The following is a 23,222-nucleotide window of genomic DNA, read 5'->3' as shown; positions in this document are numbered from 1 at the left end:
TTATTGGTTTAAGTAAGCAGAGTACATCCAAATTAATTTTTCTTGCTCCCGGATGTAATCGCTCATCAATGCATTGGTACCTTCGTCACTTGAATCTCCGGACATTTCCAATAACTCCCTCTCAAGTGGCAGCAGTACTTCGTATCCATTCAAAATTTCTTGAATCGCTTTGTTACCGTCGGATACGTTCTTGGCCGCTTTAATCTTGGATATTTTGGAATAATCGGCATAGGTGTGCAAAGGAACAAACCCCAAGGTCAGAATCCGCTCTGCGATTTCATCGATTTTGATCAATGAATCGTTGTACAGTTCCTCAAACTTTATATGAAGCTCAAAAAACTTTTCGCCTTTAATGTTCCAATGAAAACCACGGGCATTCATGTAAAACAGTTGGTAGTTGGCTAACAGTTCATTGAGTTTATTGGCCAGTTCATTTGATGCTTGTTTGTCCAGTCCAATTCTGTTGAGATGATGTGTCATGTCTTGCTAATTTTGATTTTAATCAAAAATAACTCTGTTCTTTCTAAGCTACAGTGACCCTAGTCACATAACTTTAGGGTGCCAATCATCTAGTTTTCATCAAACTGATAGCAAAACCTCCACCCTCTACCATAGGAATGGTCATTGATGACCCTTTGCTGATAGCTACATCTTCAATGGTAATGGCCGTAGGATTGTTTCGGTAATGCGCATCCGCTGCATCTTTATAAAGAGTGGCCTTGTAGGTTACACCATCTTCCAGAAAATCAAAATTGAGGGTAACTTCTCTGGCGTTTTCATCGGTAATCCCACCAACGAACCAGTTGCCTGTTTCCCGCTCTTTTCGAGCAATAGTGACGTAATCTCCCACCTCGCCATTTAACACATGGGTTTCGTCCCAATCTACGCCCACATCCCTTATAAACTGGAAAGCAGGCTGGTTTTCATAATTTTCGGGCAGGTCACAAGCCATTTGCACAGGGCTGTAGATGACCACATAAAGTGCCAACTGCTGCGCAATAGTGGTACTGACCCGATTATTTTCCTTGCCGGGAATTTCAATATCAAATACACCGGGTGTAAAATCTATTGGACCGGCCAACATTCGTGTAAAGGAAACAATGGGTAAGTGTTCGGGGGGATTTCCACCATCGGCCGACCATGCGTTGAATTCCTGACCGCGAAGTCCTTCCCTGGCAATGGCGTTGGGATAAGTTCTTCGGATTCCTGTGGCTTTGATGGGTTCATGGGCGTTAATGGCCACCTTGTACCCTGCAGCTGTTTCCAGCACTTTTCGGTAATGGTTCACCATCCATTGGCCATGGTGGTATTCTCCTTTGGGAATGATTTCGCCCACATACCCAGTTTTGACCGAACTCATGTCGTATTTCTTCATCAGTTGGAAGGCCGTATTCAATTGTTGCTCATAGGTCCGTGGTGCAGCGGAGGTCTCGTGGTGCATGATGATTTCCACCCCTTTCTCCTTGGCGTAGCGGTTCAATTCTTCCAAATCGTAATCGGGGTAGGGGGTCACAAAATCAAAAACGCCTTCGCGGTCCTCAAAACCTATCCAATGTTCCCATCCGGTATTCCAACCCTCGACCAACACTCCTTTGATATTGTTTTTGGCCGCAAAATCGATATATCTTTTGGTGTTTTCGGTGGTCGCGCCATGCTTCCCAGTGGGTTTTAAATCTTGGGTGAAGGTGTTCATGTCCTGCGAACCGGCATAGTCCCAAGTGGATTGCCCTACATGCATTTCCCACCAGATGCCGACATATTTTTTGGGTTCGAACCAGCTCATATCCCCAAGTTTATTGGGTTCGTTCAAATTGACAATCAATTTGGATTCGATGAGTTCACTGGCCTTGTCCGCAATCTGGATGCTTCGCCACGGTGTTTTAAAGGGAAGTTCCCGTTTTACTTTGTATCCCAATCGGTCGGAACCCACCAATTCACTGGTCAACCGTAAAGAGTCCGTATCCACTTTCAAGGTCATTCCGGCATAGTCCGTAAGGTTGGCTTCATGAAAGCTCAAGTGAAGTCCATCTTCGCCCCGCATGGTCACAGGAGTGTTCACGGCGTTCTCGGGAATGTAGGTTGCGGCAAGGTCGGCATTGTTCCTTTTGGATAGGGCATCGATTTCCGAGACTTTGGTCGTGTTGTAGAGGTGTTCGTAAATATCCCAGTCACCGGGAATCCACCAGGTAGTATAGTCTTCGGTCAGTTGGAATTCGGTATTCTCGTCCATGATGATAATACTGTCTCTACCCTGTTGGGGAAGAAACTCGTACCGAAATCCGATACCGTCGTCATAAGCCCTGAAATAGATATTGAATTGACGTTTGGGGGCTGCTGATTCCTCCAAGGTAACGACCATCTCGTTGTAGTGGTTCACCACCTCCCTTTGTTCGCCCCAAGGCATTTCCCAAGTTTCATTTACGGTATTTTGGGTGGAGCTTACCAGGTTTAACCCTGATTTTAAAGGATCTTGGTCCTTAAAGTCGAATCCCATGGCTGAGGAGTCGATTACGGTTTTTTCCCCGTGACGCACCAAATAATAAGGTGTTCCATCTTGGGAAAGATGAAAATGGATGGCGTTGTTACCGCTAGGTGATGTTACGTTTAAGGTGGCAGGTTCCTTAGTGCAGGAAACCATGGTTCCCATCAAAATAAAGAGTGTCCAGATTTTATTCATAGTACAGTTTTTTATCGATACAATTGGTGAAATAGGGTTGTTACCCAAACTCAATCGGACAAAAAAGATACTGAAAAATGAACAAAAAACCGAAGCCTATCTGTGGATGGTCTGGAGCCTGTCCGGACCTACGGATACAATTTTAATGGGTACGTTCAACTGTTGTTCCAAAAAGGCGATGTAGTCGTTCAAATTGGCGGGCAAATCTTCCGATTTTGACATTTTCGTCAAATCCTGCGACCATCCTTTCATTTCCTTGTAGATCGGCGTTACGTATTCCTCTTCAATATTGTAAGGTAAATGTTGGATTTCTTCCCCTTTGTATTTGTAGGCGGTACACACTTTAATGGTTTCAAAACCGCTGAGTACATCGGCTTTCATCATCATCAGCTCTGTCACCCCGTTGATTTGTACGGCATATTTGAGTGCGACCAAATCCAACCAGCCACAACGGCGTGGTCTTCCTGTGGTGGCTCCAAATTCGTTGCCCACTTTGGCCATGGTGGCCCCATCTTCATCAAAAAGTTCGGTTGGGAAAGGTCCGCTGCCCACACGCGTAGTGTAAGCCTTGAAGATGCCCAAAACCCGCTTAATATTGTTTGGTGCTACACCCAAACCGGTACATGCACCAGCGGCCGTAGTGTTGGAGGAAGTTACATAAGGATAAGTCCCAAAGTCGATATCCAACAGGGAACCTTGAGCTCCTTCGGCCAAGATTTTTTTGCCTTCTGCCTGTGCTTTGAAGATGTATTCCTCACTATCGATAAAGGTCAGTTTTTTCAGGGTTTCCACTCCTTCGCAGAACTCGGCCTCCAACTCTTCCAAGTTGTATTCAATATCCACATCGTAAAAATCGATCATAGCCTCGTGCTTATTGGCAAGGGCTCGGTATTTGGTCTTCCAATTGTCAAATTCCAAATCCCCGACACGCATTCCGTTTCGGCCTGTTTTGTCCATATAGGTGGGGCCAATACCCTTTAGGGTAGACCCAATTTTGGCCTTTCCTTTGGAAGCTTCGGAGGCGGCATCCAACAAGCGGTGGGTTGGCAAGATTAAATGTGCCTTTCGGGAAATCAGCAATTTGGATTCAATATCGATATTGAACTTTTCCAGATTATCCAGCTCTTTTTTGAAGATGACCGGGTCGATTACCACGCCGTTCCCGACGACATTCATGGCATTTTTATGGAATATTCCTGAGGGGATGGTGTGCAGTACGTGTTTTATGCCATCAAATTCCAGCGTATGGCCTGCGTTTGGGCCTCCTTGAAATCTGGCGATAATATCGTATTCCTTGGTCAGTACATCAACAATTTTTCCTTTTCCTTCGTCTCCCCATTGGAGTCCAAGCAATAAATCTACCATGTAATGTTTGGGTTATTCAGTTAGGTTTTTTTCTTTGTTTCGTGTTCCGTAGAAGTATAAAGAGTGATTGTTGATTTTTATATCAAACACCTCTTCGATTGTTTTTTTGATGGATTGGATGCGAGGATCACAAAATTCCACCACCTCGCCAGTGTCCGTAAGGATAACATGATCATGCTGGCGATCAAAATAGGATTTTTCGTATTGCGCCTGATTTTTGCCAAATTGATGTTTACGGACCAGTTTGCTCTCCAATAAAAGCTCGATGGTATTGTAAAGTGTAGCTCGACTCACCCTGTAGTTTTTGGTCTTCATTTTAATGTAAAGGGATTCCACATCAAAATGGTCGTCACTGTCGTAAATTTCCTGTAAAATGGCGTAGCGTTCAGGGGTCTTGCGGTGTCCTTTTTCCTCAAGATAGGCCGTGAACACGTTTTTTACAATTTCCTGATTTTTATTGTTTCCCATGGCTTTCTACCTATGCTAATGCACAAAGGTACAGTTAAAAATTAAATTCTGGTCACTTTATCGATTCCTTCGACTTGCTTTAAATTGTTCATCAGCCTTTTAAGGATGTTGTTGTTTTTCACGACCAAAGTGATTTTTCCTTTAAATGTACCGCCATCCGCGCTAAAGTTAAGGTTGCGCATATTTACGTGCATGTTTTCCGAAATGATCTTGGTGATGTCCTTTACCAATCCCATATTGTCGATACCGGTAAGTTGTATATCCACCGAAAATTCTTCTTGGGATGAATCTATCCATTTGGCACTGATAATTCGATATGCATAGTTGGATTGCAGCGAAATGGCATTGGGACAGTTTTTTTTGTGCACTTTGATCCCATCGTTGACACTTACAAAACCGAATACATCATCCCCGGGAATAGGGTTGCAGCATTGCGCCAATTTATAGTTGAGCCTTTCTTCTTCCTTGCCAAACACGAGCAAGTCGTATTTGGTGGTAATCTCGTTCTTGTCAACATCTTTAGGTACAGGGGTTTTTCGAATCCTGTTTTTAAAGAAATTGATGAACGCATTGTGATAGGATGAGGCAAAATCCTTCAATTTTTCATTGTCGATAACGCCGATACCCACGCGGTAAAACAGGTCCAAACTGGTCTTTAATTTGAAAAAGGTCACCAATTTGTTGACGGTATCCTCGTTCAAATTGATTTTTTGGGCCTTGAGCTTGCGGCGCAAGATTTCCTTGCCTTCTTCGGCCACCTCTTTCTTCTCTTCGCTTAGGGACGATTTGATCTTAGATCTTGCCCTTGCCGTTTCGGCATAATCCAACCAGCTTTGTGAAGGTTTGGCGCTATCGGAAGTGATGATTTCCACTTGGTCCCCACTCCTCAATTTTGTTCCCAGGGGAACCAATTTCCCGTTGACCTTGGCTCCACGGGTCTTCATACCGATTTCTGTATGAATATTAAAGGCAAAATCGAGGGCCGTAGACCCTTTGGGCATTGATTTTAGGTCTCCTTTAGGAGTGAATACAAATATTTCCTTTGCGTATAGGTTCAGTTTGAATTCCTCCACAAAATCCACAGCATTGCCATTGGCCGTTTCCAGCGCTTCCTGCAGTTTGTTCAACCATTCCTCTATACCTTGTTCCTTTTGGTTGCCATGCTTGTACTTAAAATGGGCGGCATATCCTTTTTCCGCGATTTCGTGCATACGCTCACTGCGTATCTGAACTTCCACCCATTTCCCCTTGGGTCCCATTACGGTGATGTGGAGCGCCTCGTAGCCCGTGGATTTGGGAGAGGTGATCCAATCGCGCAAACGAATGGGATTGGGGGTAAAGTGGTCCGTAACAATGGAATAGATTTTCCAAGCAAGGAATTTCTCGTTCTTACGATCGGACTTATAGATGATCCGGATGGCAAACTTGTCGTAGACTTCATCAAAAGTGACATTTTGGGCCTTCATTTTCCTTCTGATGGAGAAAATGGACTTCATCCGCCCTTTGATGTAATAGTTGAGTCCCTCGCGGTCCAATGAGGTGCGGATCACATTGGAAAAGTCCTCGATATATGACAGACTTTCTTCTTCCGTATCCTCAATCTTGGCAAGTATGTCGTGATAGACCTCTGGCTCCGTATATTTTAGGGAGAGATCCTCTAGATGCGTTTTGATGTTGTACAGACCAATACGGTGCGCCAAGGGAGCGTAAATGTACAAGGTCTCCGATGCAATCTTTACCTGTTTGTGCTCGGGCATGGAGTCCATGGTGAGCATGTTATGATAACGATCTGCAATTTTAATGATGATGACCCGTACATCATCATGAAGAGTCAGCAGCATTTTTCTAAAATTCTCCGCTTGCTGACTGATGTCTTTATCCTTCTTGAGGTGGGCTATTTTGGTGAGTCCGTCAACAATTCGAGCCACTGTTTCCCCGAACATTCGTTCAATATCCGCTAAGGTATAGGGGGTGTCTTCCACCACATCGTGCAGTAGTGCGGAAGCAATGGAAACGGCATCCAGCCCGATTTCCGAAGCAACGATCTTGGCAACGGCAATGGGATGAAAAATATAAGCTTCGCCCGATTTGCGACGCTGGTCCTTATGGGCGTCCACGGCCACATCAAAGGCTGACCGAATCAACTTCTTGTCCTCATCCGTCAACGTTTGGTAGCTTATGCGAAGCAATTCTTTGTACTGCTTCGCAATCTCCTTGTTCTCTTTTTCAATAGCAGCCTCTGTCATAGTATATTAAATTTACTACAATCTTATTATCTAAACAACAAAATCTATGCCTTAAGGTTTCGGATGCGCTCTACCAAGGGCGGATGGGAGTAGTGCACAAAAACATAAGCGGGGTGGGGCGTGAGGTTGCTCAAGCTCTTTTTGGACAACTTCTTTAAGGAAGATACCAACGGTTGCGAAGCAAAGGTAGTCTTCGCGAAGTCATCAGCCTGAAATTCAAATTTTCTCGACACATAGTTCATGAGCAATCCCGTAAGTTCCGATATGGGACTGTACAACAATGCAAACCCAACCAATGCGGCATGGAAACTAGGAGTGGATACCCCAATGGCCAATGAGATTTCGGGGTGGTTGATGAACAATGATAGAATGTAAAGGGTAAGTCCTGTCGTCAATAAGGAGACGATCAGGTTGACAATGATGTGGTTGCGTTTGTAGTGTCCGACCTCGTGCGCCAAAACGGCCACAATTTCATCCTCGCTCAAATCTTGGATCAGGGTATCGAACAAGGTAATTCGTTTTTCTTTTCCGAAACCAGAAAAATAGGCATTCGCTTTAGTGGAGCGCTTGGAACCATCGATAACAAAGATATTTTGAAGCTCAAACCCCACTTTCTGGGCATAATTTTCGATGGCGCTTTTAAGACTTCCGTCTTCCAAGGGCGTTTGTTTATTGAACAGGGGCACGATCAATCGACTGTAAAACAAATTGATGAACAGGATGAAAATACCAACGGCTATCCACGCATAGATCCAAAAATAGGGTCCTGTGGATTGATAAAACAACATGAACAATGTCAAAATACCACCTCCAAGAATAACCGTGAGGATGCCTCCTTTTAGTTTATCCGAGAAAAAGGTGGATGGACTGGTTTTGTTGAACCCATATTCCTCTTCGATCACAAATGTTCTGTAATAGGAAAACGGTAGGCCCAAAAGAGCACTTCCCAGCATAATGATCCCGAAGAAAATCAATGCCATGGGAATCGGGTCTTCGGTGATGGAACGTGTGAATTGATCTACCCACTCGAAACCTCCAAAAACCAGAAAGCAGATGGTCAAGATCAAGGAAAAACCATCAGAAATTACTCCAAACTTATAATTGGTCCGTTTATATTGTTGGGATTTTTGATATTCAGATTCATCAAAAACATCGGCCAGTTCAGGAGGTACGGTCGATTTGAAACGCTTGGCGTTCAAGTACTCCAAATACTGGTGAGCCAGATATTGGACCACAAGGATGGCCAGGATGACATAAAAGAGCAAGTTTTTTTCCATAGCTTAAAATCCGCGCTGGCGCTTCGCCTCAAATATAAGTATTGCAGCGGATACCGAAACATTCATGGAGTCTATTTCTCCTTGCATCGGTATAATGATGTTTTGGTCGGAATTTTGAAGCCATTTTTCGGTCAATCCAGTAGCCTCGGTACCCATCACCAGGGCCGAAGCGGCTTTAAAATCACAGTCCACATAATTTTTGGAAGCGGTTAAGGCAGCACAGTAAATTTTGATTTGGTTGGTTTGTAAAAAAGCAATGATCTCGTCCGTGGTTCCTACGCCAATTTGGTTGGTAAACAGACAACCCACGCTGGAACGGATAATGTTCGGACTATATAGGTCGGATTTGGGATTTGCAATCAAAACGGCATCTACGGCGGCCGCATCGGCAGTTCGCAGCAGGGCGCCAATATTGCCAGGCTTTTCGGGAGCTTCGGCAACCAACACCAAAGGTGATGTATTGGAAAAGGAAATGTGCTCCAATCCATGATCTTTGGATTCCATGATACCCAGAAGGCCTTCCGTAGTAGCCCGATGTGCGATTTTGCCGTAAACACTTTCGGAAACCTGTACCATTTCTGGGTGTGATTGGGCAGTAAATGTCCCAATCGAAGCGGAACCCATAATTTCTGGACAAAAAAGAAGGGTTTGCAATCGGTAACCTCCTTTTAGGGCCAATTCGATTTCGCGCTGACCTTCCACGACAAAAAGCCCATTCTTTCTGCGTTCGCGGGATTTCTCCTTGAGCAGTAGGATTTTTTTAATCAACGGATTTTGGGCACTACTGATTACTTTGGCTTCCATAGGCATGGTAAAAATAGCCATTCCTGTAATTATTGAAAGGGGTTTTCGACCAAGTGTTAAAACCTAGACCATGAACAAATTAACTGTTTTTTTGTTTTTGTTGGGCCTTGTTGCCTGCAAACAAGAAGCTAAAAACGAAACAAACGAAGCTCCTGTAACCGAGGTTCAGGAGAGTATGAAAAGTGAAACTGTTTATCCCGATGCACTCGCAAAGGTGTTTGAGGCCCATGGTGGCTTGACACAGTGGAAAGCACAACGAACCCTATCTTACGTGATTCCAAAGCCTAATATGCCAGAAACCCATACCATTGACCTTTGGTCCAGACAGGACAGAATCGATACCGAACAATTTTCAATGGGTTTTGATGGGGAACAGGCTTGGCTCATGAATGGTAGTGGAAAGTACGAAGGTGATGTTGGGTTTTACCATAATTTGATGTTCTACTTTTATGCCATGCCCTTTGTGTTGGCCGATGATGGTATCGTATATTCTGCCACACCCGATTTGGAATATGAAGGAAAGAAATACCCTGGAATCCAAATAGCCTATGAATCTGGAGTAGGGGCATCGTCCAAGGACGAATATTTCATTCATTTTGACCCCGAATCCCATCAAATGGCTTGGCTGGGGTACACGGTGACGTACCGCTCAGGAGAAAGCTCCGACAATGTGAAATGGATCAATTATGGTGATTGGCAAGAGGTTAATGGCTTAATGCTGCCAAAGACCATCACCTGGCACAAGTACGAGGGTAGAACTATATTGGAACCTGTTAATTCCGTGACCTTTGAGGAGGTTACACTTGATGGTAAATCAAAACCTGATGTGTTTTATGCCAAACCTGAAGCAGGGGAGTATGTAACCATCCAGATGAATTAATAGGGAACATGAAAAACAAAAAAAAGGCGCTCCAGTGGGCGCCTTTTCTATTTTCGAGACCTATTGGCCCTCCTGTTGTCTTTCATATTTTCCCATATACCGTTTCCAAAGTTCGGTCTGGTGGGTTTCCAACGAAATGTCCCTGCCATCAATATAGGCCTTGGAGAGTTTGTTGGTGCGCATGTCCAAAGCATCTCCTTCGGAGATTAACAAAGTGGCGCTTTTCCCTTCTTCCAAGGTTCCGTACATATCGTCAATACCCAAAATTTTTGCGGTATTGCCCGTGATCAATTGTAAAGCGGTTTCTTTGTCCAATCCCTGTGCTACGGTCTGGCCTGCGTAAAATGCCATGTTTCGGGTTTGGAAATTGGCCATGTCCTCATTCTGAATGGCCACCAATAATCCGGCATCCACCAATAACTTAGGCAATTTATAGGTCAAATCGTAATCATCATCATCAAACTCGGGCAAAGAGTGGGTTACGTTAACCAAAACTGGAATGTTGTGTTCCTTTAGGAATCCAGCGATTTTATTGGCGCGGTAACCGCCCACTATGACCACATTTTTCACGCCCATGTTCTTGGCTAGCGTAACGGCATCGGTCATTTCCTTTTCGCCATCGGCATGGATAAAGAGACGTTGGGACCCATCAAAAAGTCCTTGCATGGCCGCAAAGGGCAAATTTTTATCACCCGCTCCGGTTTTTCCGTAGGCGATGGAATTCTGGAAAAACATTTTGATATCATCCATTTCCTTGGCATATTCCTTATTAGGAATAAAGCCTCTTTCCTCGCCGGCCCACCAACGACCCCTTCTAAAGAAATTGGGCCAGTTCATGTGAATGCCATCATCTGTTTTTAAAGCTGCATCCTCCCAGTTCCATGCATCAAACTGTACAATGCTGGAGGTTCCCGAAATGGTACCGCCCTGAGGAGTGATTTGTCCTATGAGAACACCATTGGGACGCATACTTTCCACTACTTTGGATTCCGCATTGTAGGCAATCAAACTACGAACATGGGGAATCATTTCCCCGATTTCGTCCTGATCGTCACTAGCTCTCACCGCGTCAACCTCTACCAATCCCAATGATTTGGAGGGTGCGATAAATCCTGGATACACGTGTTTGCCTTCGGCATTGATCGTGGTGCCTTCTGTGGGCGCCGTTAAACCGGCACCGATGGCGGTAATCTTTCCATCATTAAAAATAATGGTACAATTCTCTATGACCTCTCCGTTACCAATATGGGCCGTTGCACCAATAATGGCAACTTGCTCGGATTGAGGAGGGGCAGGGGTCTGCTGTGCGTTCAATGTGACCCCAAAAACTAATGTTATGATTAAGATTATTTTTTTCATGTCTTATTTTTTAAAGGGTGTCACATTCAAATCGTTCTTTCTTGCTCTGAACAGGGGTTCGGGAGTCACCTCCCTTTTTGTTCTCGTTCAGCATCATGCCAATCAGCTTGTTACGCTCTTTTTTGACCGACTCCCTCATCATTTTATCTTTTTCCAAGTCAAAATAAACCGTTCCTTCCACCAAAGTTTTTTCGGCTTTGGCGTAAATCGATAACGGATGGTCCGTCCAAAGTACCACATCGGCATCCTTGCCTTCTTCGATGCTGCCTACGCGGTCATCCAAATGCAACAACTTGGCTGGGTTCAAAGTGACTGTTTTCCAAGCTTCAATTTCTGACATACCACCATATTTTACCGTTTTGGCGGCTTCTTGGTTCAACCTTCTCGACATCTCGGCGTCATCACTGTTGATGGCCACAGTCACCCCTTGACTAGTCATAATCGCTGCGTTGTAAGGAATGGCGTCGTTTACTTCGTATTTGTAAGCCCACCAGTCGCTAAAGGTTCCCCCTCCAACACCGTGTTCGGCCATTTTATCGGCGACTTTGTAGCCTTCCAAGATGTGGGTGAACGTGTTGACGCGGAAGCCAAATTTTTCAGCCACCTTCATCATCATGTTGATTTCACTTTGTACGTAGGAGTGGCAAGAAATGAAGCGTTCCCCATTCAAAATTTCCGCCAAGGTTTCCATTTCCTCATCGTAGCGGTAGGGTTGTCCACTCTTTTTCAACTCATCGTATTCTTTGGCGCGTTGGAAGTAATCCGTGTAGACTTGCTCCACACCCATTCTGGTCTGTGGGAAACGTGAATAACTGCCCCAGTTGGATTGTTTTACGTTCTCGCCCAAAGCAAACTTGATGAACTTGGGTGAGTTTTCAAAAATCAATCCTTCGGCATTTTCGCCCCACTTAAATCGTAGAATGGCTGATTGTCCACCAATCGGGTTGGCGGAGCCATGCAACAACTGCGCCGTGGTCACACCACCGGCCAAGTTGCGGTAAATGTCCATGTCCTTTGGGTCCACCACATCTTCCATATGTACTTCGGCGGATGAGTTTTGACCGCCCTCGTTGATGGAAAGGGCCGCAATATGGGTGTGTTCGTCAATGATTCCTGCGGTAAGGTGCTTGCCTGTTGCATCCACAACAGTAGCGCCACCAGCACGAAGGTCCTTGCCTACTTTGGCAATCTTTCCTTTTTTGATGAGGACATCCGTATTTTCCAAAATGCTTTCACCGGTCCAAACCGTAGCGTTCTTGAAGAGCATATCCTCCTGCTTTGGCTTGGTCTTGTATCCATAGCCCACATTCGGATAGGTCAGTGCGATAAGCTCTGGCTTTTCGGCCTGCTTTTCATCTTTGGCTTTCTCCTCGAACCCAGCGGTCTGCGTCAAAGTTGCCGATGTTTCATCGCCATTGGGGAGCACTACATTTCCCTTAATGGTCTTAGTGTTTGGCATTACTTGGGCCACCATTCGGTAGGAGCCCACATTGTCCTCGCTAAAGGAGATGTTCAACCAATCTGCTGAATAATCGATTTTGGAATCAACAGTGGTTTCTCCTTTTTTGATTTCAACCTTTGGCTTACTGGCCTCTCCGGTCAAGGAAACTTTATAGGTGGTACCGTTGACAGCGAGGTCATAATCACCGCGAATGTCGATAACGTCCATGCTTTCGATAATATTCTTGGTGCCTTGTACCCAGTTTTCGTAGAGGGTGGTCCCTTTGTCAAACAGGTCACCGGAAGTAATCAAGAAGTTGGCTTGGCTTCCTGCTTGAAGGGTGCCTATTTCGTTCGATTTCCCTAAAATTTGTGCGGGAACAGTCGTCAAGGCTTCCAAAGCTTTGGTTTTGGGAAGTCCGTAAGTAATGGCCTTCATGATTTTTTCTTTCAAATCCTTTGGTGATTTCAGGCCATGAAGGGTTATGGAGAACTCCACACCATTGTCTGCCAACACTTTTGGGTTTGATGGCGCCAGGTTCCAATGTCTCATGTCTTTCAAAGCAATGTATTTTGCTTCGTAAGGGTTGGATACATCAAAGGCATCCGGGAAATTGAGCGGCAAGATCAGTTTGGCATTGGTTGCCTTAATGTCATCGATGCGCTCATATTCATCGCCTCCGGCCAAAATGGTATATTGAATCCCGAAAAGGTCGCCGATTTTATCGGCTCGCAACACATTGCCATTGTCACCAGCAGCATAAATTTGGGTGAGACCTTGGTTGGCGATCAATGCTTCCAAGGAACGGTCCTTGGTATCCACATTGCCTTTGCTGTACCAGTCCATGTCGTAATACACCTGGCGCATCAGAGCCATGGCACCCATTAGGGAACTTGGGTAGGACTGACGTGAGGCCCTACTTTTTTCAAAAGAGAAATATTGTGCCGACCTATCGGAAAGTATGCGTTGTGCTTCGGAAGCTTCATCGTTCAAAGCAACCAATAGTCCGGTTCCTCTGGCGATACCATCCTCGATATGGGCATTGATAGCGCCAAATCCTGCATTTCTGAGCTCTTTGGCCGCTTTGGCATCATACGAAAAGTTGTTAATGGCATCATTCTCTGGCATAATATGGTCGTTCCAGTAAAAGCCCTCTCTCGATGGCTCATATTGTGCTGACCTGCCGCCTCCTCTGGCCTCTTCGGGAAGTTTTACCCCAAAGCCGGAGTAGATATCGATAAATGATGGGTAGATGGATTTTCCGCTAAGGTCCTCCACGACCGCATTCTTCGGAATGTTCACGGATTTCCCCACTTGTACCACTTTGCCATTTTGAATGAGCAGCGTACCCTTGTCGATGACCTGGGTAGGGGTTACATAGATCTTGGCATTGGTGAATGCCATGTAATTGTTGTTTTTCTTTGCTTTGACACCGTCGTTTATTGGAAAGTAATCCTGTGCCAACAAAGAAACACTGCCCAAGAAGAAAAGCAGCGCTAAAAGTTTAAGTTTCATAGGGTTTAAATTGAATTAGTCGCTCTAAATATAACCTAACTTAGAGGACTCTACAAGTTTGAAAGGTGACCCATCTGCTGTTTTCGGTGGTTGATCATGAGTCCTACGACGCCATTGTAACTTTTGATGCCTTCTTTTTGGTTGTTCACCTTTAAAAATGTGTTGAACACGGATTTAAAGACAGGTTCCATCGGATTCTCATATTTTTCCCAAAAATCGCGTAATTCATTAAAATTTTCTTTGACCCCCATGTTGATGGTGGCCACTATTTCATTGTACCGCTCCTCATCTTTGTAAAATAGGTCCGTTAAGCAATACCCCAAGGCATGGTTGTAGGCGGAATATTTAAAATATGAATCATCACTTTCCGAAGCCACCAAAAACCCGATAAAATTGGTGGCTCCTTCTGCAGAATAACCCAATTGGTGTCCCACTTCGTGACAACTCACCGTGGGTAATCTGAACTTGGGCGTAATCCCGTTCACTTGAGCTTCGTTCGTAAAGGGGTTGAGGTATCCCCCATAGCCCATAAAAGTTAGGGGGACGCTATAAATGGATGATTTTAAGCTGTGATACTCAAACCCGAAATCTGGGTATTGCTTTGCAAAGTTATCGTAGGCCTCTTCCGTTTTGGCAAATATTTCCGATTTGGAATAGGGGATATGCACAGGTGAAATGGTATCTCCAGTGAGTTTATGTTGATATTGATTGGTTTGGGTTACGATATACCGAGTGAATTCTACCAGCTCGTCAACCGTATATTCCCGCTCTATCCCAAGTTTCCAAGTAATGGGTTGTCTATGATAGTTCATGCCCCAAAGTAGGTGGAATGCAAAAAACACAAGGGAAAGCACTACGACAATATCCTTTAAGAAAAGTAGCGGCTTCTTTGTGATGTTTTTCCAGTTTTTATAAACAAACCAGATGGCCAATATGCTAAGCGCGGTATAGATGATATCCCCCATCGAAAACGGAATCCAACCAAATACAATCCTCAAAAAGCTTGAAATGTAAAGGTAAAGCCCATTACTATAATAATCTTCCACAAATTGGGGATTACTCCCTATCCATTGGACCAATACGACTTGAATGGGGAGTGCGATGGCAATGATGGTCTTGGTTTTTTGTCGCATGGAACAAGAAAGGCAAATTTGTTAGGGCAATAAAAAAGCCGCACGAAAAGTACGGCTTTTTGTGTGATGTTGTAGTGTCGTTATTCTTGGATTCCAACAATTTCTACGTCAAAAACCAAGGTAGAACCTCCTGGAATGGGGCCGTAGTCGTTTTCTCCATATCCCAAATGTGGTGGAATGAACAAACGTACCTTGTCTCCGACCTTCATGGTCAACAACCCTTCGCGGAAACCAGCGGCTAACTGTGCATCTGGGCTGTAGGACATAGGGAACGGTCGGTAACCGCCCTGATCTCTTCTGCCCGGATTCAATTGATTGAATTTTTCCGCAACCTCTTGAATGTTACTATCGAACAGCTCACCATTGAACAACCAACCGGCGTAGTTTACCATTACCATTTGTCCCACTTTGGGCTCTTCGCCTTCACCTTCCTTCAAACTTAGAATGCGAAGTCCGCTTGAAGTTTCTTCTGCCTCGTTGATTTGTTCGTTGAACTGAGCTACCAAATCTTCCTTCATTTTTTTGAAGGCTTCCTCTTCGGCCTTGGCCTCCTCAAAGTAGTCGCTCATGATTTTAACGGCATCAAATTGTCTTGCCTCTTTGCCGTTGCGAACAATTTCCACATGGTTCATTACCACATCGGTGGCGGGCTTGTCGCGTTGTCCGGTTTTTACATTGGCAATGGAATCGACCACATCCATTCCTGCTACCACTTCCCCGAAAACGGTGTGCTTGCCATCCAACCACGGGGTAGCTTTATGGGTGATAAAGAATTGGCTGCTGTTGGTTTTAGGACCTCTGTTGGCCATGGATAGGATTCCTTTTTTGGAGTGGCGCAAGGAATCGTTGAATTCATCCTTAAACGTATAGCCAATATTACCACTACCTGAACCTGTTGGGTCACCACCTTGAATCATAAAATCTTTGATGACACGGTGGAAAATAATACCGTCATAGAATTTCTTATCCTTGTATTCATCGCTTACAAAAGGATTCTTGCCCTCGGCCAAGGATACAAAATTGGCAACGGTCACTGGGGTTTTTTTGTATTCCAATTGGATGATGATGTCCCCTTTGGTCGTCTGGATATCGGCAAAAATACCGTCGCCCAAATCGGCATATTTGCTCGATTTGCATCCTATGATCACAAGGAGAAATAAGGGTATGATGTAAAATAGTTTTTTCATTTGTTATGGTTTTAGTTTAAACTGTCGTTATCTATGATTATGGTGTGTAATTCTACGGATGATTTTAAAGGTGTTTTGGGGCCAATGGCCTTGTTGTCCCCTTGATAGCCGTAGGCGAGGGGAGAAGGGAACAAAAAAGTAGCTTTTTCATTGATTTTAAGCAGTTTCACCGCATTTTGAAGCCCAGGGAACAATTGCTGCTTGTCGATTACATGGGATTTCGGTCCGATTTCCTCAGCCGTGTAGATGGTATCGTTGCCCAAGGTCATCAAATTGTAGGAAAACAAGATTTGGTCGCCTGTTTTTAATTGATAAGTGGCCGTATCGTTTTTTGTTTCATAAAAATACCAAAAGCCATTGGAACTGGAAAGGTATTCGTGTACGGTATCCTGCTCCATAATGTCGCGGATGGCCTTTTCTTCTTCGGCCAACAACTTTTTTGTGCGTTCTATGGATTCCTTGAAAAAACTGCCCGATTTGACTTCTACGGGTCTTCTTGGCTCCGGTCCTCCACAGCCTATCACTAATACCATCAACAGCAACGCGATACAATACCTCATGGATTCAGTTTGTTTTTATAGGATTTCAAGATTTCATTGAAACGGGCTATGGTCTGTTCCATGCCGAGCTCACTTCGTCCGCCAGCGGCATTGTTGTGTCCGCCCCCGTTAAAGTGCGCACGGGCAAATTCGTTAACGGAAAAGTCACCGACGGAGCGCAACGAAATCTTGATAATGCCTTCTTCACGATGTTCAATAAAAATCAACGCGAAAATAATGCCCTCCAAAGTTAGTCCATAATTTACGAACCCTTCGGTATCCCCTTTTTTAAAGTCATATTGGTCCAGCTCATCCTGTGTCAGGGTAATGTAAGCCGTCCGGTATTCGGGCAAAATAACCATATTGCTCAGTGCAACGCCCAACAAATGCAATCGGGATGGAGAGTTGGTATCAAAAACCTCCCGGTGGATTTCCATATTGTCCGCTCCCTTGTCAATCAGTTCGGCGACTACTCGGTGTGTTTTACTGGAGGTGGAGCGATATTTAAAAGACCCTGTGTCCGTCATGATGCCCGTATATAAATTGGTGGCGATATCGGCATCAATTTGGTCCGTTTCCCCCAAAAAATCGATAAAGTTGTACACCATCTCGCAGGTAGAGCTCATGGTTACATCGGAATAGGTCACCTTTGCATAGTCGCTGGGCTGCTGGTGATGGTCGATCATAATAAAATCGGCCTTGGCTTCTTGCAGTATGCTTTCCATCTGTCCTACGCGGGACAAATCGTTAAAATCCAAGGTAAAAATTACAGTCGCCGTATCAATCACTTCCTTTGCCTTTGGATTTTCCCGCTCAAAATTGATAACGGAATCGTTGCCGGGCATCCACTTGAGGAATTTAGGGTAATCGTTGGGAGCAATTACCGCCACGGTATGTCCCTTTTTGCTCAAAAAGCCGTGGAGTGCCAAACAAGAGCCCATGGCATCCCCATCGGGGTTTCTGTGAGGGATGATGGCAATCTTTTGGGGCTTGGAAAGAATGGACTTTACTGTAGTGATATCCGCTGAATTCATGCGGCCAAATATACAATAATATAATATTGAGGTAACTTGGTTTATCCGTATTTTTGGTTCGGAAAAAATACATCATGAAACAATTTTACACCTTGCTGGCAGCAGTACTTCTGCTATCCGCCTGCAAACAAAAAACCGAAAAACAAGAAGCGACCCAAGTGAAGCCAGCCCCCGATTTTGTTGTAGCTTTTGGCTCTTGTAACATGTCGCAAGAACCCAACCTGTTTTGGGACGATATTGTGGCACAACAACCCGATGTTTGGATTTGGGGCGGAGATATCGTTTATGCCGATACCGATGACGTGGAACGCCTAAAGGCCATTTATGCCATGCAGGATACGGTTGCAGGCTACGCGGAATTGAAAAAGGAAGTGCCTGTTATTGGAACTTGGGACGACCATGATTTTGGAGTGAACGATGGAGGGGCCGATTTCGCCATCAAGGCCGAGAGTCAGCAAGTGTTTTTGGACTTTATGGATGTTCCTGCGGACAGTGAACGGAGGAATCAAAAAGGGGTATATGCTTCCCATGAGTACGAGCTGCCTTCTGGAAAAGTGAAAATTATAGTACTGGATACCCGATATTTTAGAAGTGATCTCATCAAAAGTGAGGATGCCCAAAGGCGTTATGAACCCACCATGGACTCCACAGCCACCATTTTGGGAGCAAAACAATGGCAATGGTTGGAGAATGAACTGAACCAATCTGAAGCCGATTTCAATTTGATTATGTCCAGTATTCAAGTGCTGTCCGGAGAACATGGGTTTGAGACCTGGGGCAACTTTCCTTTGGAGGTTAAAAAACTGGAAAGTCTGATTGCCCAATCAGGGGCTAAGGGTGTAGTGCTTTTATCGGGTGACCGACACATTTCGGAATTCTCCAAAACCGATATCGCTGGTCTTTCGTATCCATTGATCGACTTTACCAGCAGTGGACTTACCCATTCCTATTCCAGCTTCAGCGGGGAGCCGAACCAACATCGGGTAGGTGAGGTGGTGTCAGACAAAAGCTATGGTATCATTAACCTCTACATACAGGATAAAGCGGCGGAATTTAAGATGATGGGTGATAACGGAGAGGTGCTGCAAGAGTTAAAACAACGCTATTGAGCCTTGTACCTTGGTCGAAAAAGCGTAAGTTTGCGCAAAATTTAAAAAATGACTGGAAATAGAACATTTACCATGATTAAGCCTGATGCCGTTGAAAACGGGTATATTGGCGCAATTTTGGATAAAATTACGGCTGCTGGATTTAAGATTGTGGCCATGAAGTACACACAATTGAGCAAGAGGGATGCCGAAATATTTTATGCCATCCACAAAGAGCGTCCGTTTTTTGGTGAATTGGTGGAGTTTATGACCAGAGGTCCCATTGTAGCGGCCATCTTGGAAAAAGACAATGCCGTGGATGATTTCCGTGCACTGATCGGTGCCACCAATCCAGCTGAGGCTGCCGAGGGTACCATCAGAAAATTGTATGCTGCCAGCATTGGTGAAAATGCAGTACACGGTTCCGATAGCGATGAAAACGCAGCTATCGAAGGTGCTTTCCACTTCTCCGGAAGGGAAATCTACTAATCGATACTCAACATATTTTTTAAGAGAGCCACCTATTCGGGTGGCTTTTTTTTGGTAGTTATTTAGGAATCCAAATGAGTTAAACCTAGAAAAAAACCATTACTGGCAAGCGGATTCAGTTTGATGAACAACGTTGGATTTCTCGTCGCTTCGCTCGCTCGAAATGACTCAGGATTCTTATTGTCATTTCGAACGTAGGTGAGAAATCTCCATTGTCATTCGGTATGGTAGCAGAGCGTAGTCGAAGCACAACACTGAATTTATATTGAAGATGAGATGCTGAATCGAGTTCAGCATGACGTTTATTTTGTCATCTCGAACTTAGGTGAGAAATCTCAATTGTCATTCTGTACGGAAGCTGAGCGTAGTCGAAGCACAATGCTGAATCTATGTTAAGGATGAGATGCTGAATCGAGTTCAGCATGACGCATTTTACCGTAACACCAGTTTTTTCACCAATTCCTTGCCCAACTCATCATTGATCATTTTAATGATCTTGGATTTGCCCAAACTTAATTCCTCTCGTAGCACAGAAGACGATAACGACACATATAAGGTTTCATTCTTCAACTCCACACTGGTGGTATAGTTGTTTACCCCGTTTCCCATGAGGCTCGACCAGGCATCACGTGCATTTACCCTGTCCATGCCCTTTTGCAGCTTGTTTTCCTGTATAAACTCGCTCAAAGCTTCGCTCAATGGGATATGTGAACTGTGTCTTTTCGCCATTATTGCGGAATTTTTATGGGTTCAAAACGGTTATACCGGTAGGTCACCCCTTCGTCGTTGACCACAGAAAAAGATAGGGAGTCCAGCTGTACCAATTTTTCTTCCCATTCGCTCAAAGGGGTTGAATAACGTAGCAGGATGCTGCCATTGGTGGTGGCGGTAGACAAGCTTTCCACATCTTTTGACGTGTCATAAGTGCCATCAAATTGGGGCTTTAGTTTTTTTCGGAATCCCTTTCCATCTTCTATTTGGATGAAATCGATAGTAGGATTGATGCCATATTCCTTGATGGCTCCGTTTGGGAATTCTACTTCCGAAATTTCCCAATAACCATTCAAATAATGCAAATCATCTGGGTTCACGGACGGATTACCACAACGCCACAACATCAAAATAACCAAAATGAAAAGGATTCTTCGCATGATGCTACAAGGTAAAAATTTTATAACTCTGATGGATGTTCTTGACCACATTTTCGGTACGGTCGGCATGGGTATCGCTAATAAATATCTGACCAAAATTTTCATCCTTTACCAATCCCACGATATGGGACACCCGATTTTCATCCAGTTTGTCAAAAATATCATCCAACAGTAAGATGGGAGTAGTATCCGCCAGTTGCTTGATGAAATGAAACTGTGCCAGTTTTAAGGCAATCAAAAACGATTTTTGCTGGCCTTGGCTGCCAAATTTTTTGATGGGATGGCCTGCAATCGTAAAGCTAAGGTCGTCCTTGTGAACCCCCACCGATGTGTATTGAAGGGCACGGTCTTTCTCAATATTTTTTTCCAATAGGTCCAAAAGGGAATCATCCGTCAATTGGCTATCATAGGTGAGGTCGATTTGCTCGTCCTTCTCCGAAATGTTGTGGTATTGTTCCTTGAAAATGGGCAAGAAAGCTTCAATAAAAGCTACCCTCTTTTGGTGGATGGCCGTTCCCAAGGTTTGCATTTGCTCATTGTAAATGCTCAAGGTGTCCTTATCAAACGTTCGATTGGCGGCAAAATATTTGAGCAGGGAATTCCGCTGCGAAACTACCTTGTTGTATTTGATGAGGTTTTGTAGATACACCTTATCCGACTGGGAAATGACCCCATCCATAAACTTTCTGCGGGTCTCGCTGCCCTCCAAAATCAAGTCACGGTCCGAAGGGGAAATGATGACCAAAGGCAAAAAACCAATGTGTTCGGAAAACTTTTCATAGGGTTTTCCATTGCGTTTGATTACTTTTTTGGTGCCTTTTTTAAAGGAGCACAGTATCTTTTCGGTCCGTCCTTGTTTCTCAAATTCCCCTTCAACCACAAAAAAGTCGGTATCATGTTTTATGTTTTGCGTAGAGACGGGATTAAAGTAGCTCTTGCCAAAGCACAAGTGGTAAATGGAGTCCAAAACATTGGTCTTGCCCACCCCGTTATCGCCCACCAAACAGTTGATTACCGGGTCGAATTCCAAGGTCTTGGAATCGAAATTCTTGTAATTGACTAAGGATAAATGTCTTAAAAACATAAAAACCGTGAGAAACAAATTTGGGGTTAAAAGGTGGCCCATCCAAAACGGGAATCCAAAAATAACGAATAAATTAGCTTTTGGTTTTGGATAAAAACTTTATTTTTGCGCGACCAATTAAATGACGGATGGCAACATACAAGAAGAGAGGCTTTAAGCCAAAAAATAAGGAAGAGGAAGCTCAGCTAGAGGAACACGATAGTACTACGGCCGAAGTATTCAATACGTTGGACGAAAGTGCTTCCAAGACCGAAGCATGGGTTCAAAAGAACCAAAACTACATTTTGGGCGTTATTGGAGTGGTAGCTATCGGTGTTTTGGCCTATTTGGGTTACTATCAATTCATCCAAAATCCTAAAGAGGCTTCCGCTGCAAACGAACTTTTTTATCCTCAACAATATTTTGATCAGGCATTGGCCAGTGAGACCCAGAGGGATTCGTTGTTCACCTTGGCATTGAACGGTGCACAGGGAAAATATGGTTTCTTGGACATTATGGAGGAATACAGCGGTACCAAAGCGGCCAACTTGGCCAAGTACTCTGCTGGGATGACCTACCTGAATTTAAAACAGTACGATTTGGCCATTGAGCATTTGGAAAGTTTTTCTTCCGATGACGATATCATGGGAGCCATGGCAAAGGGAGGCATTGGTGATGCATTTTCCCAATTGAACCAGCCCGAGGATGCCTTGGATTACTACGAGAAGGCCATTGCGCATAGCGACAACGAATTTACCGCCCCACGATTCTTGTACAAGGCAGGAGTAGTTGCTTTGGACTTGAACGAAAAAGCAAAGGCATTGGAATTCTTTGAACGGATTAAGGAAGAATATCCTGATTCACAGGAAGCCAATGGTGTTGACGCCCTTATTGGATTGGCGCAAAACTAAAAGATGGCCACAGAGAACAAAAACTTATCCGTTTACGATAAAAGCAAAATCCCAAACGCGAAGGACCTTCGGTTTGGGATTGTTGTTTCTGAATGGAACGGTGAGATAACCGAGGCGCTGGCCCAAGGAGCCACGGAGGCACTTTTGGACTGCGGGGCGCTGCCTGAACATATTCTGAGATGGAATGTACCCGGTAGTTTTGAATTAACCTTTGGGTGCAAGAAAATGATTCAAACGGAAAAGCTGGACGCCGTAGTTGCCATAGGTAGTGTAATCCGTGGCGAAACCAGTCACTTTGATTTTGTTTGCCGTGCCACCGCACAAGGCATCAAGGATTTGAATGTGACTTACGATGTTCCCGTAATTTTTTGCGTGTTGACCGACGACAACATTGAGCAGTCAAGAGCGAGAAGTGGCGGCAAACACGGCAATAAGGGTACCGAAGCTGCCATAGCCGCCATTCAAATGGCAGTTTTGGGCAGGTAATCCTTCAAGGGAAAAGCTAAGGCTAAAAAATACAACAGCTCCATATTCAAATTACCCCAAAAGCAAGAGCTGATCTGTCTTGTATCTATTCTTACCTATTGATTCTTGT

General features: G+C 44.4%; 21 protein-coding genes. 5 read left to right on the top strand and 16 right to left on the bottom strand.

Features of this window, described 5'->3' with window-relative positions:
* From GGE08_RS06860 to GGE08_RS06830, 7 genes are all read right to left on the bottom strand, one after another.
* On the bottom strand, positions 1-480 hold the full coding sequence (locus GGE08_RS06860; RefSeq protein ID WP_179384156.1) for a Dps family protein: 480 nt from the start codon (positions 478-480) through the stop codon (positions 1-3).
* Positions 481-565: 85 nt separating this feature from the next.
* On the bottom strand, positions 566-2,677 hold the full coding sequence (locus GGE08_RS06855) for a glycoside hydrolase family 97 protein (RefSeq protein ID WP_179384155.1): 2,112 nt from the start codon (positions 2,675-2,677) through the stop codon (positions 566-568).
* A 96-nt stretch (positions 2,678-2,773) separates the two neighbouring features.
* Positions 2,774-4,042 (bottom strand): adenylosuccinate synthase, encoded by a 1,269-nt coding sequence (locus tag GGE08_RS06850; protein WP_179384154.1) that lies wholly within the window; start codon positions 4,040-4,042, stop codon positions 2,774-2,776.
* A 12-nt stretch (positions 4,043-4,054) separates the two neighbouring features.
* Positions 4,055-4,510, bottom strand: coding sequence for a Fur family transcriptional regulator (locus tag GGE08_RS06845; protein WP_179384153.1), 456 nt, complete (start codon positions 4,508-4,510; stop codon positions 4,055-4,057).
* 41 nt (positions 4,511-4,551) lie between these two features.
* Complete coding sequence (locus tag GGE08_RS06840; protein WP_179384152.1) at positions 4,552-6,756, bottom strand: RelA/SpoT family protein; 2,205 nt, start codon at positions 6,754-6,756, stop codon at positions 4,552-4,554.
* A gap of 44 nt (positions 6,757-6,800) precedes the next feature.
* Entirely contained in the window at positions 6,801-8,033 is a 1,233-nt protein-coding gene (locus GGE08_RS06835) for a M48 family metallopeptidase (RefSeq protein WP_179384151.1), read from the bottom strand.
* Positions 8,034-8,036: 3 nt separating this feature from the next.
* Positions 8,037-8,858 (bottom strand): RNA methyltransferase, encoded by an 822-nt coding sequence (locus tag GGE08_RS06830; protein WP_179384150.1) that lies wholly within the window; start codon positions 8,856-8,858, stop codon positions 8,037-8,039.
* Between the two features lie 49 nt (positions 8,859-8,907).
* On the opposite strand from GGE08_RS06830, the gene GGE08_RS06825 reads away from it, so the two are divergent.
* Entirely contained in the window at positions 8,908-9,717 is an 810-nt protein-coding gene (locus tag GGE08_RS06825) for a DUF6503 family protein (protein ID WP_179384149.1), read from the top strand.
* Between the two features lie 60 nt (positions 9,718-9,777).
* Here the strand turns inward: GGE08_RS06825 and GGE08_RS06820 are convergent, their stop codons facing one another.
* The 6 genes from GGE08_RS06820 to GGE08_RS06795 form a co-directional block, all read right to left on the bottom strand.
* Positions 9,778-11,076: an amidohydrolase family protein gene (locus GGE08_RS06820; protein WP_179384148.1), complete on the bottom strand. Its 1,299-nt coding sequence runs from the start codon at positions 11,074-11,076 to the stop codon at positions 9,778-9,780.
* A 10-nt stretch (positions 11,077-11,086) separates the two neighbouring features.
* A complete protein-coding gene (locus GGE08_RS06815; RefSeq protein ID WP_179384147.1) occupies positions 11,087-14,032 on the bottom strand; it encodes an amidohydrolase family protein in 2,946 nt (981 codons plus the stop codon).
* A 50-nt stretch (positions 14,033-14,082) separates the two neighbouring features.
* A complete protein-coding gene (locus tag GGE08_RS06810) occupies positions 14,083-15,165 on the bottom strand; it encodes a DUF3810 domain-containing protein (RefSeq protein ID WP_179384146.1) in 1,083 nt (360 codons plus the stop codon).
* Positions 15,166-15,245: 80 nt separating this feature from the next.
* Complete coding sequence (locus tag GGE08_RS06805; RefSeq protein WP_179384145.1) at positions 15,246-16,352, bottom strand: peptidylprolyl isomerase; 1,107 nt, start codon at positions 16,350-16,352, stop codon at positions 15,246-15,248.
* Between the two features lie 11 nt (positions 16,353-16,363).
* A complete protein-coding gene (gene gldI / locus GGE08_RS06800; RefSeq protein WP_179384144.1) occupies positions 16,364-16,912 on the bottom strand; it encodes a gliding motility-associated peptidyl-prolyl isomerase GldI in 549 nt (182 codons plus the stop codon).
* Complete coding sequence (locus GGE08_RS06795) at positions 16,909-17,925, bottom strand: DHH family phosphoesterase (RefSeq protein WP_179384143.1); 1,017 nt, start codon at positions 17,923-17,925, stop codon at positions 16,909-16,911. The genes gldI and GGE08_RS06795 overlap by 4 nt, the downstream gene beginning before the upstream one ends.
* Positions 17,926-17,999: 74 nt before the next feature.
* On the opposite strand from GGE08_RS06795, the gene GGE08_RS06790 reads away from it, so the two are divergent.
* Positions 18,000-19,034, top strand: a complete 1,035-nt coding sequence (locus GGE08_RS06790) for an alkaline phosphatase D family protein (protein ID WP_179384142.1) — start codon at positions 18,000-18,002, stop codon at positions 19,032-19,034.
* 48 nt (positions 19,035-19,082) lie between these two features.
* The gene (locus GGE08_RS06785; protein WP_179384141.1) at positions 19,083-19,502 is read left to right on the top strand and encodes a nucleoside-diphosphate kinase; all 420 of its coding nucleotides are present in this window, start codon (positions 19,083-19,085) and stop codon (positions 19,500-19,502) included.
* Positions 19,503-19,934: 432 nt separating this feature from the next.
* On the opposite strand, the gene GGE08_RS06780 is transcribed toward GGE08_RS06785, so the two are convergent.
* Genes GGE08_RS06780 through recF form a run of 3 tightly spaced genes read right to left on the bottom strand, consistent with a single transcriptional unit; the run spans position 19,935 to position 21,737 of the window.
* The gene (locus GGE08_RS06780; RefSeq protein ID WP_179384140.1) at positions 19,935-20,231 is read right to left on the bottom strand and encodes a DUF721 domain-containing protein; all 297 of its coding nucleotides are present in this window, start codon (positions 20,229-20,231) and stop codon (positions 19,935-19,937) included.
* Positions 20,231-20,653 (bottom strand): hypothetical protein, encoded by a 423-nt coding sequence (locus GGE08_RS06775; RefSeq protein WP_179384139.1) that lies wholly within the window; start codon positions 20,651-20,653, stop codon positions 20,231-20,233. The genes GGE08_RS06780 and GGE08_RS06775 overlap by 1 nt, the downstream gene beginning before the upstream one ends.
* A gap of 4 nt (positions 20,654-20,657) precedes the next feature.
* Positions 20,658-21,737, bottom strand: coding sequence for a DNA replication/repair protein RecF (gene recF, locus GGE08_RS06770; protein ID WP_179384138.1), 1,080 nt, complete (start codon positions 21,735-21,737; stop codon positions 20,658-20,660).
* Between the two features lie 128 nt (positions 21,738-21,865).
* Between recF and GGE08_RS06765 the strand changes: the two genes are divergently transcribed.
* Positions 21,866-22,627, top strand: a complete 762-nt coding sequence (locus tag GGE08_RS06765) for a tol-pal system YbgF family protein (RefSeq protein WP_179384137.1) — start codon at positions 21,866-21,868, stop codon at positions 22,625-22,627.
* A gap of 3 nt (positions 22,628-22,630) precedes the next feature.
* Positions 22,631-23,113, top strand: coding sequence for a 6,7-dimethyl-8-ribityllumazine synthase (gene ribH / locus GGE08_RS06760; RefSeq protein WP_179384136.1), 483 nt, complete (start codon positions 22,631-22,633; stop codon positions 23,111-23,113).
* Positions 23,114-23,222 lie beyond the last annotated feature (109 nt).

This window comes from Allomuricauda sp. ARW1Y1, assembly GCF_013407935.1.
Taxonomy (GTDB): domain Bacteria; phylum Bacteroidota; class Bacteroidia; order Flavobacteriales; family Flavobacteriaceae; genus Flagellimonas.
Note: the sequence above shows the minus strand (reverse complement) of the source record. Positions and strands in the feature narration are given on the sequence as shown.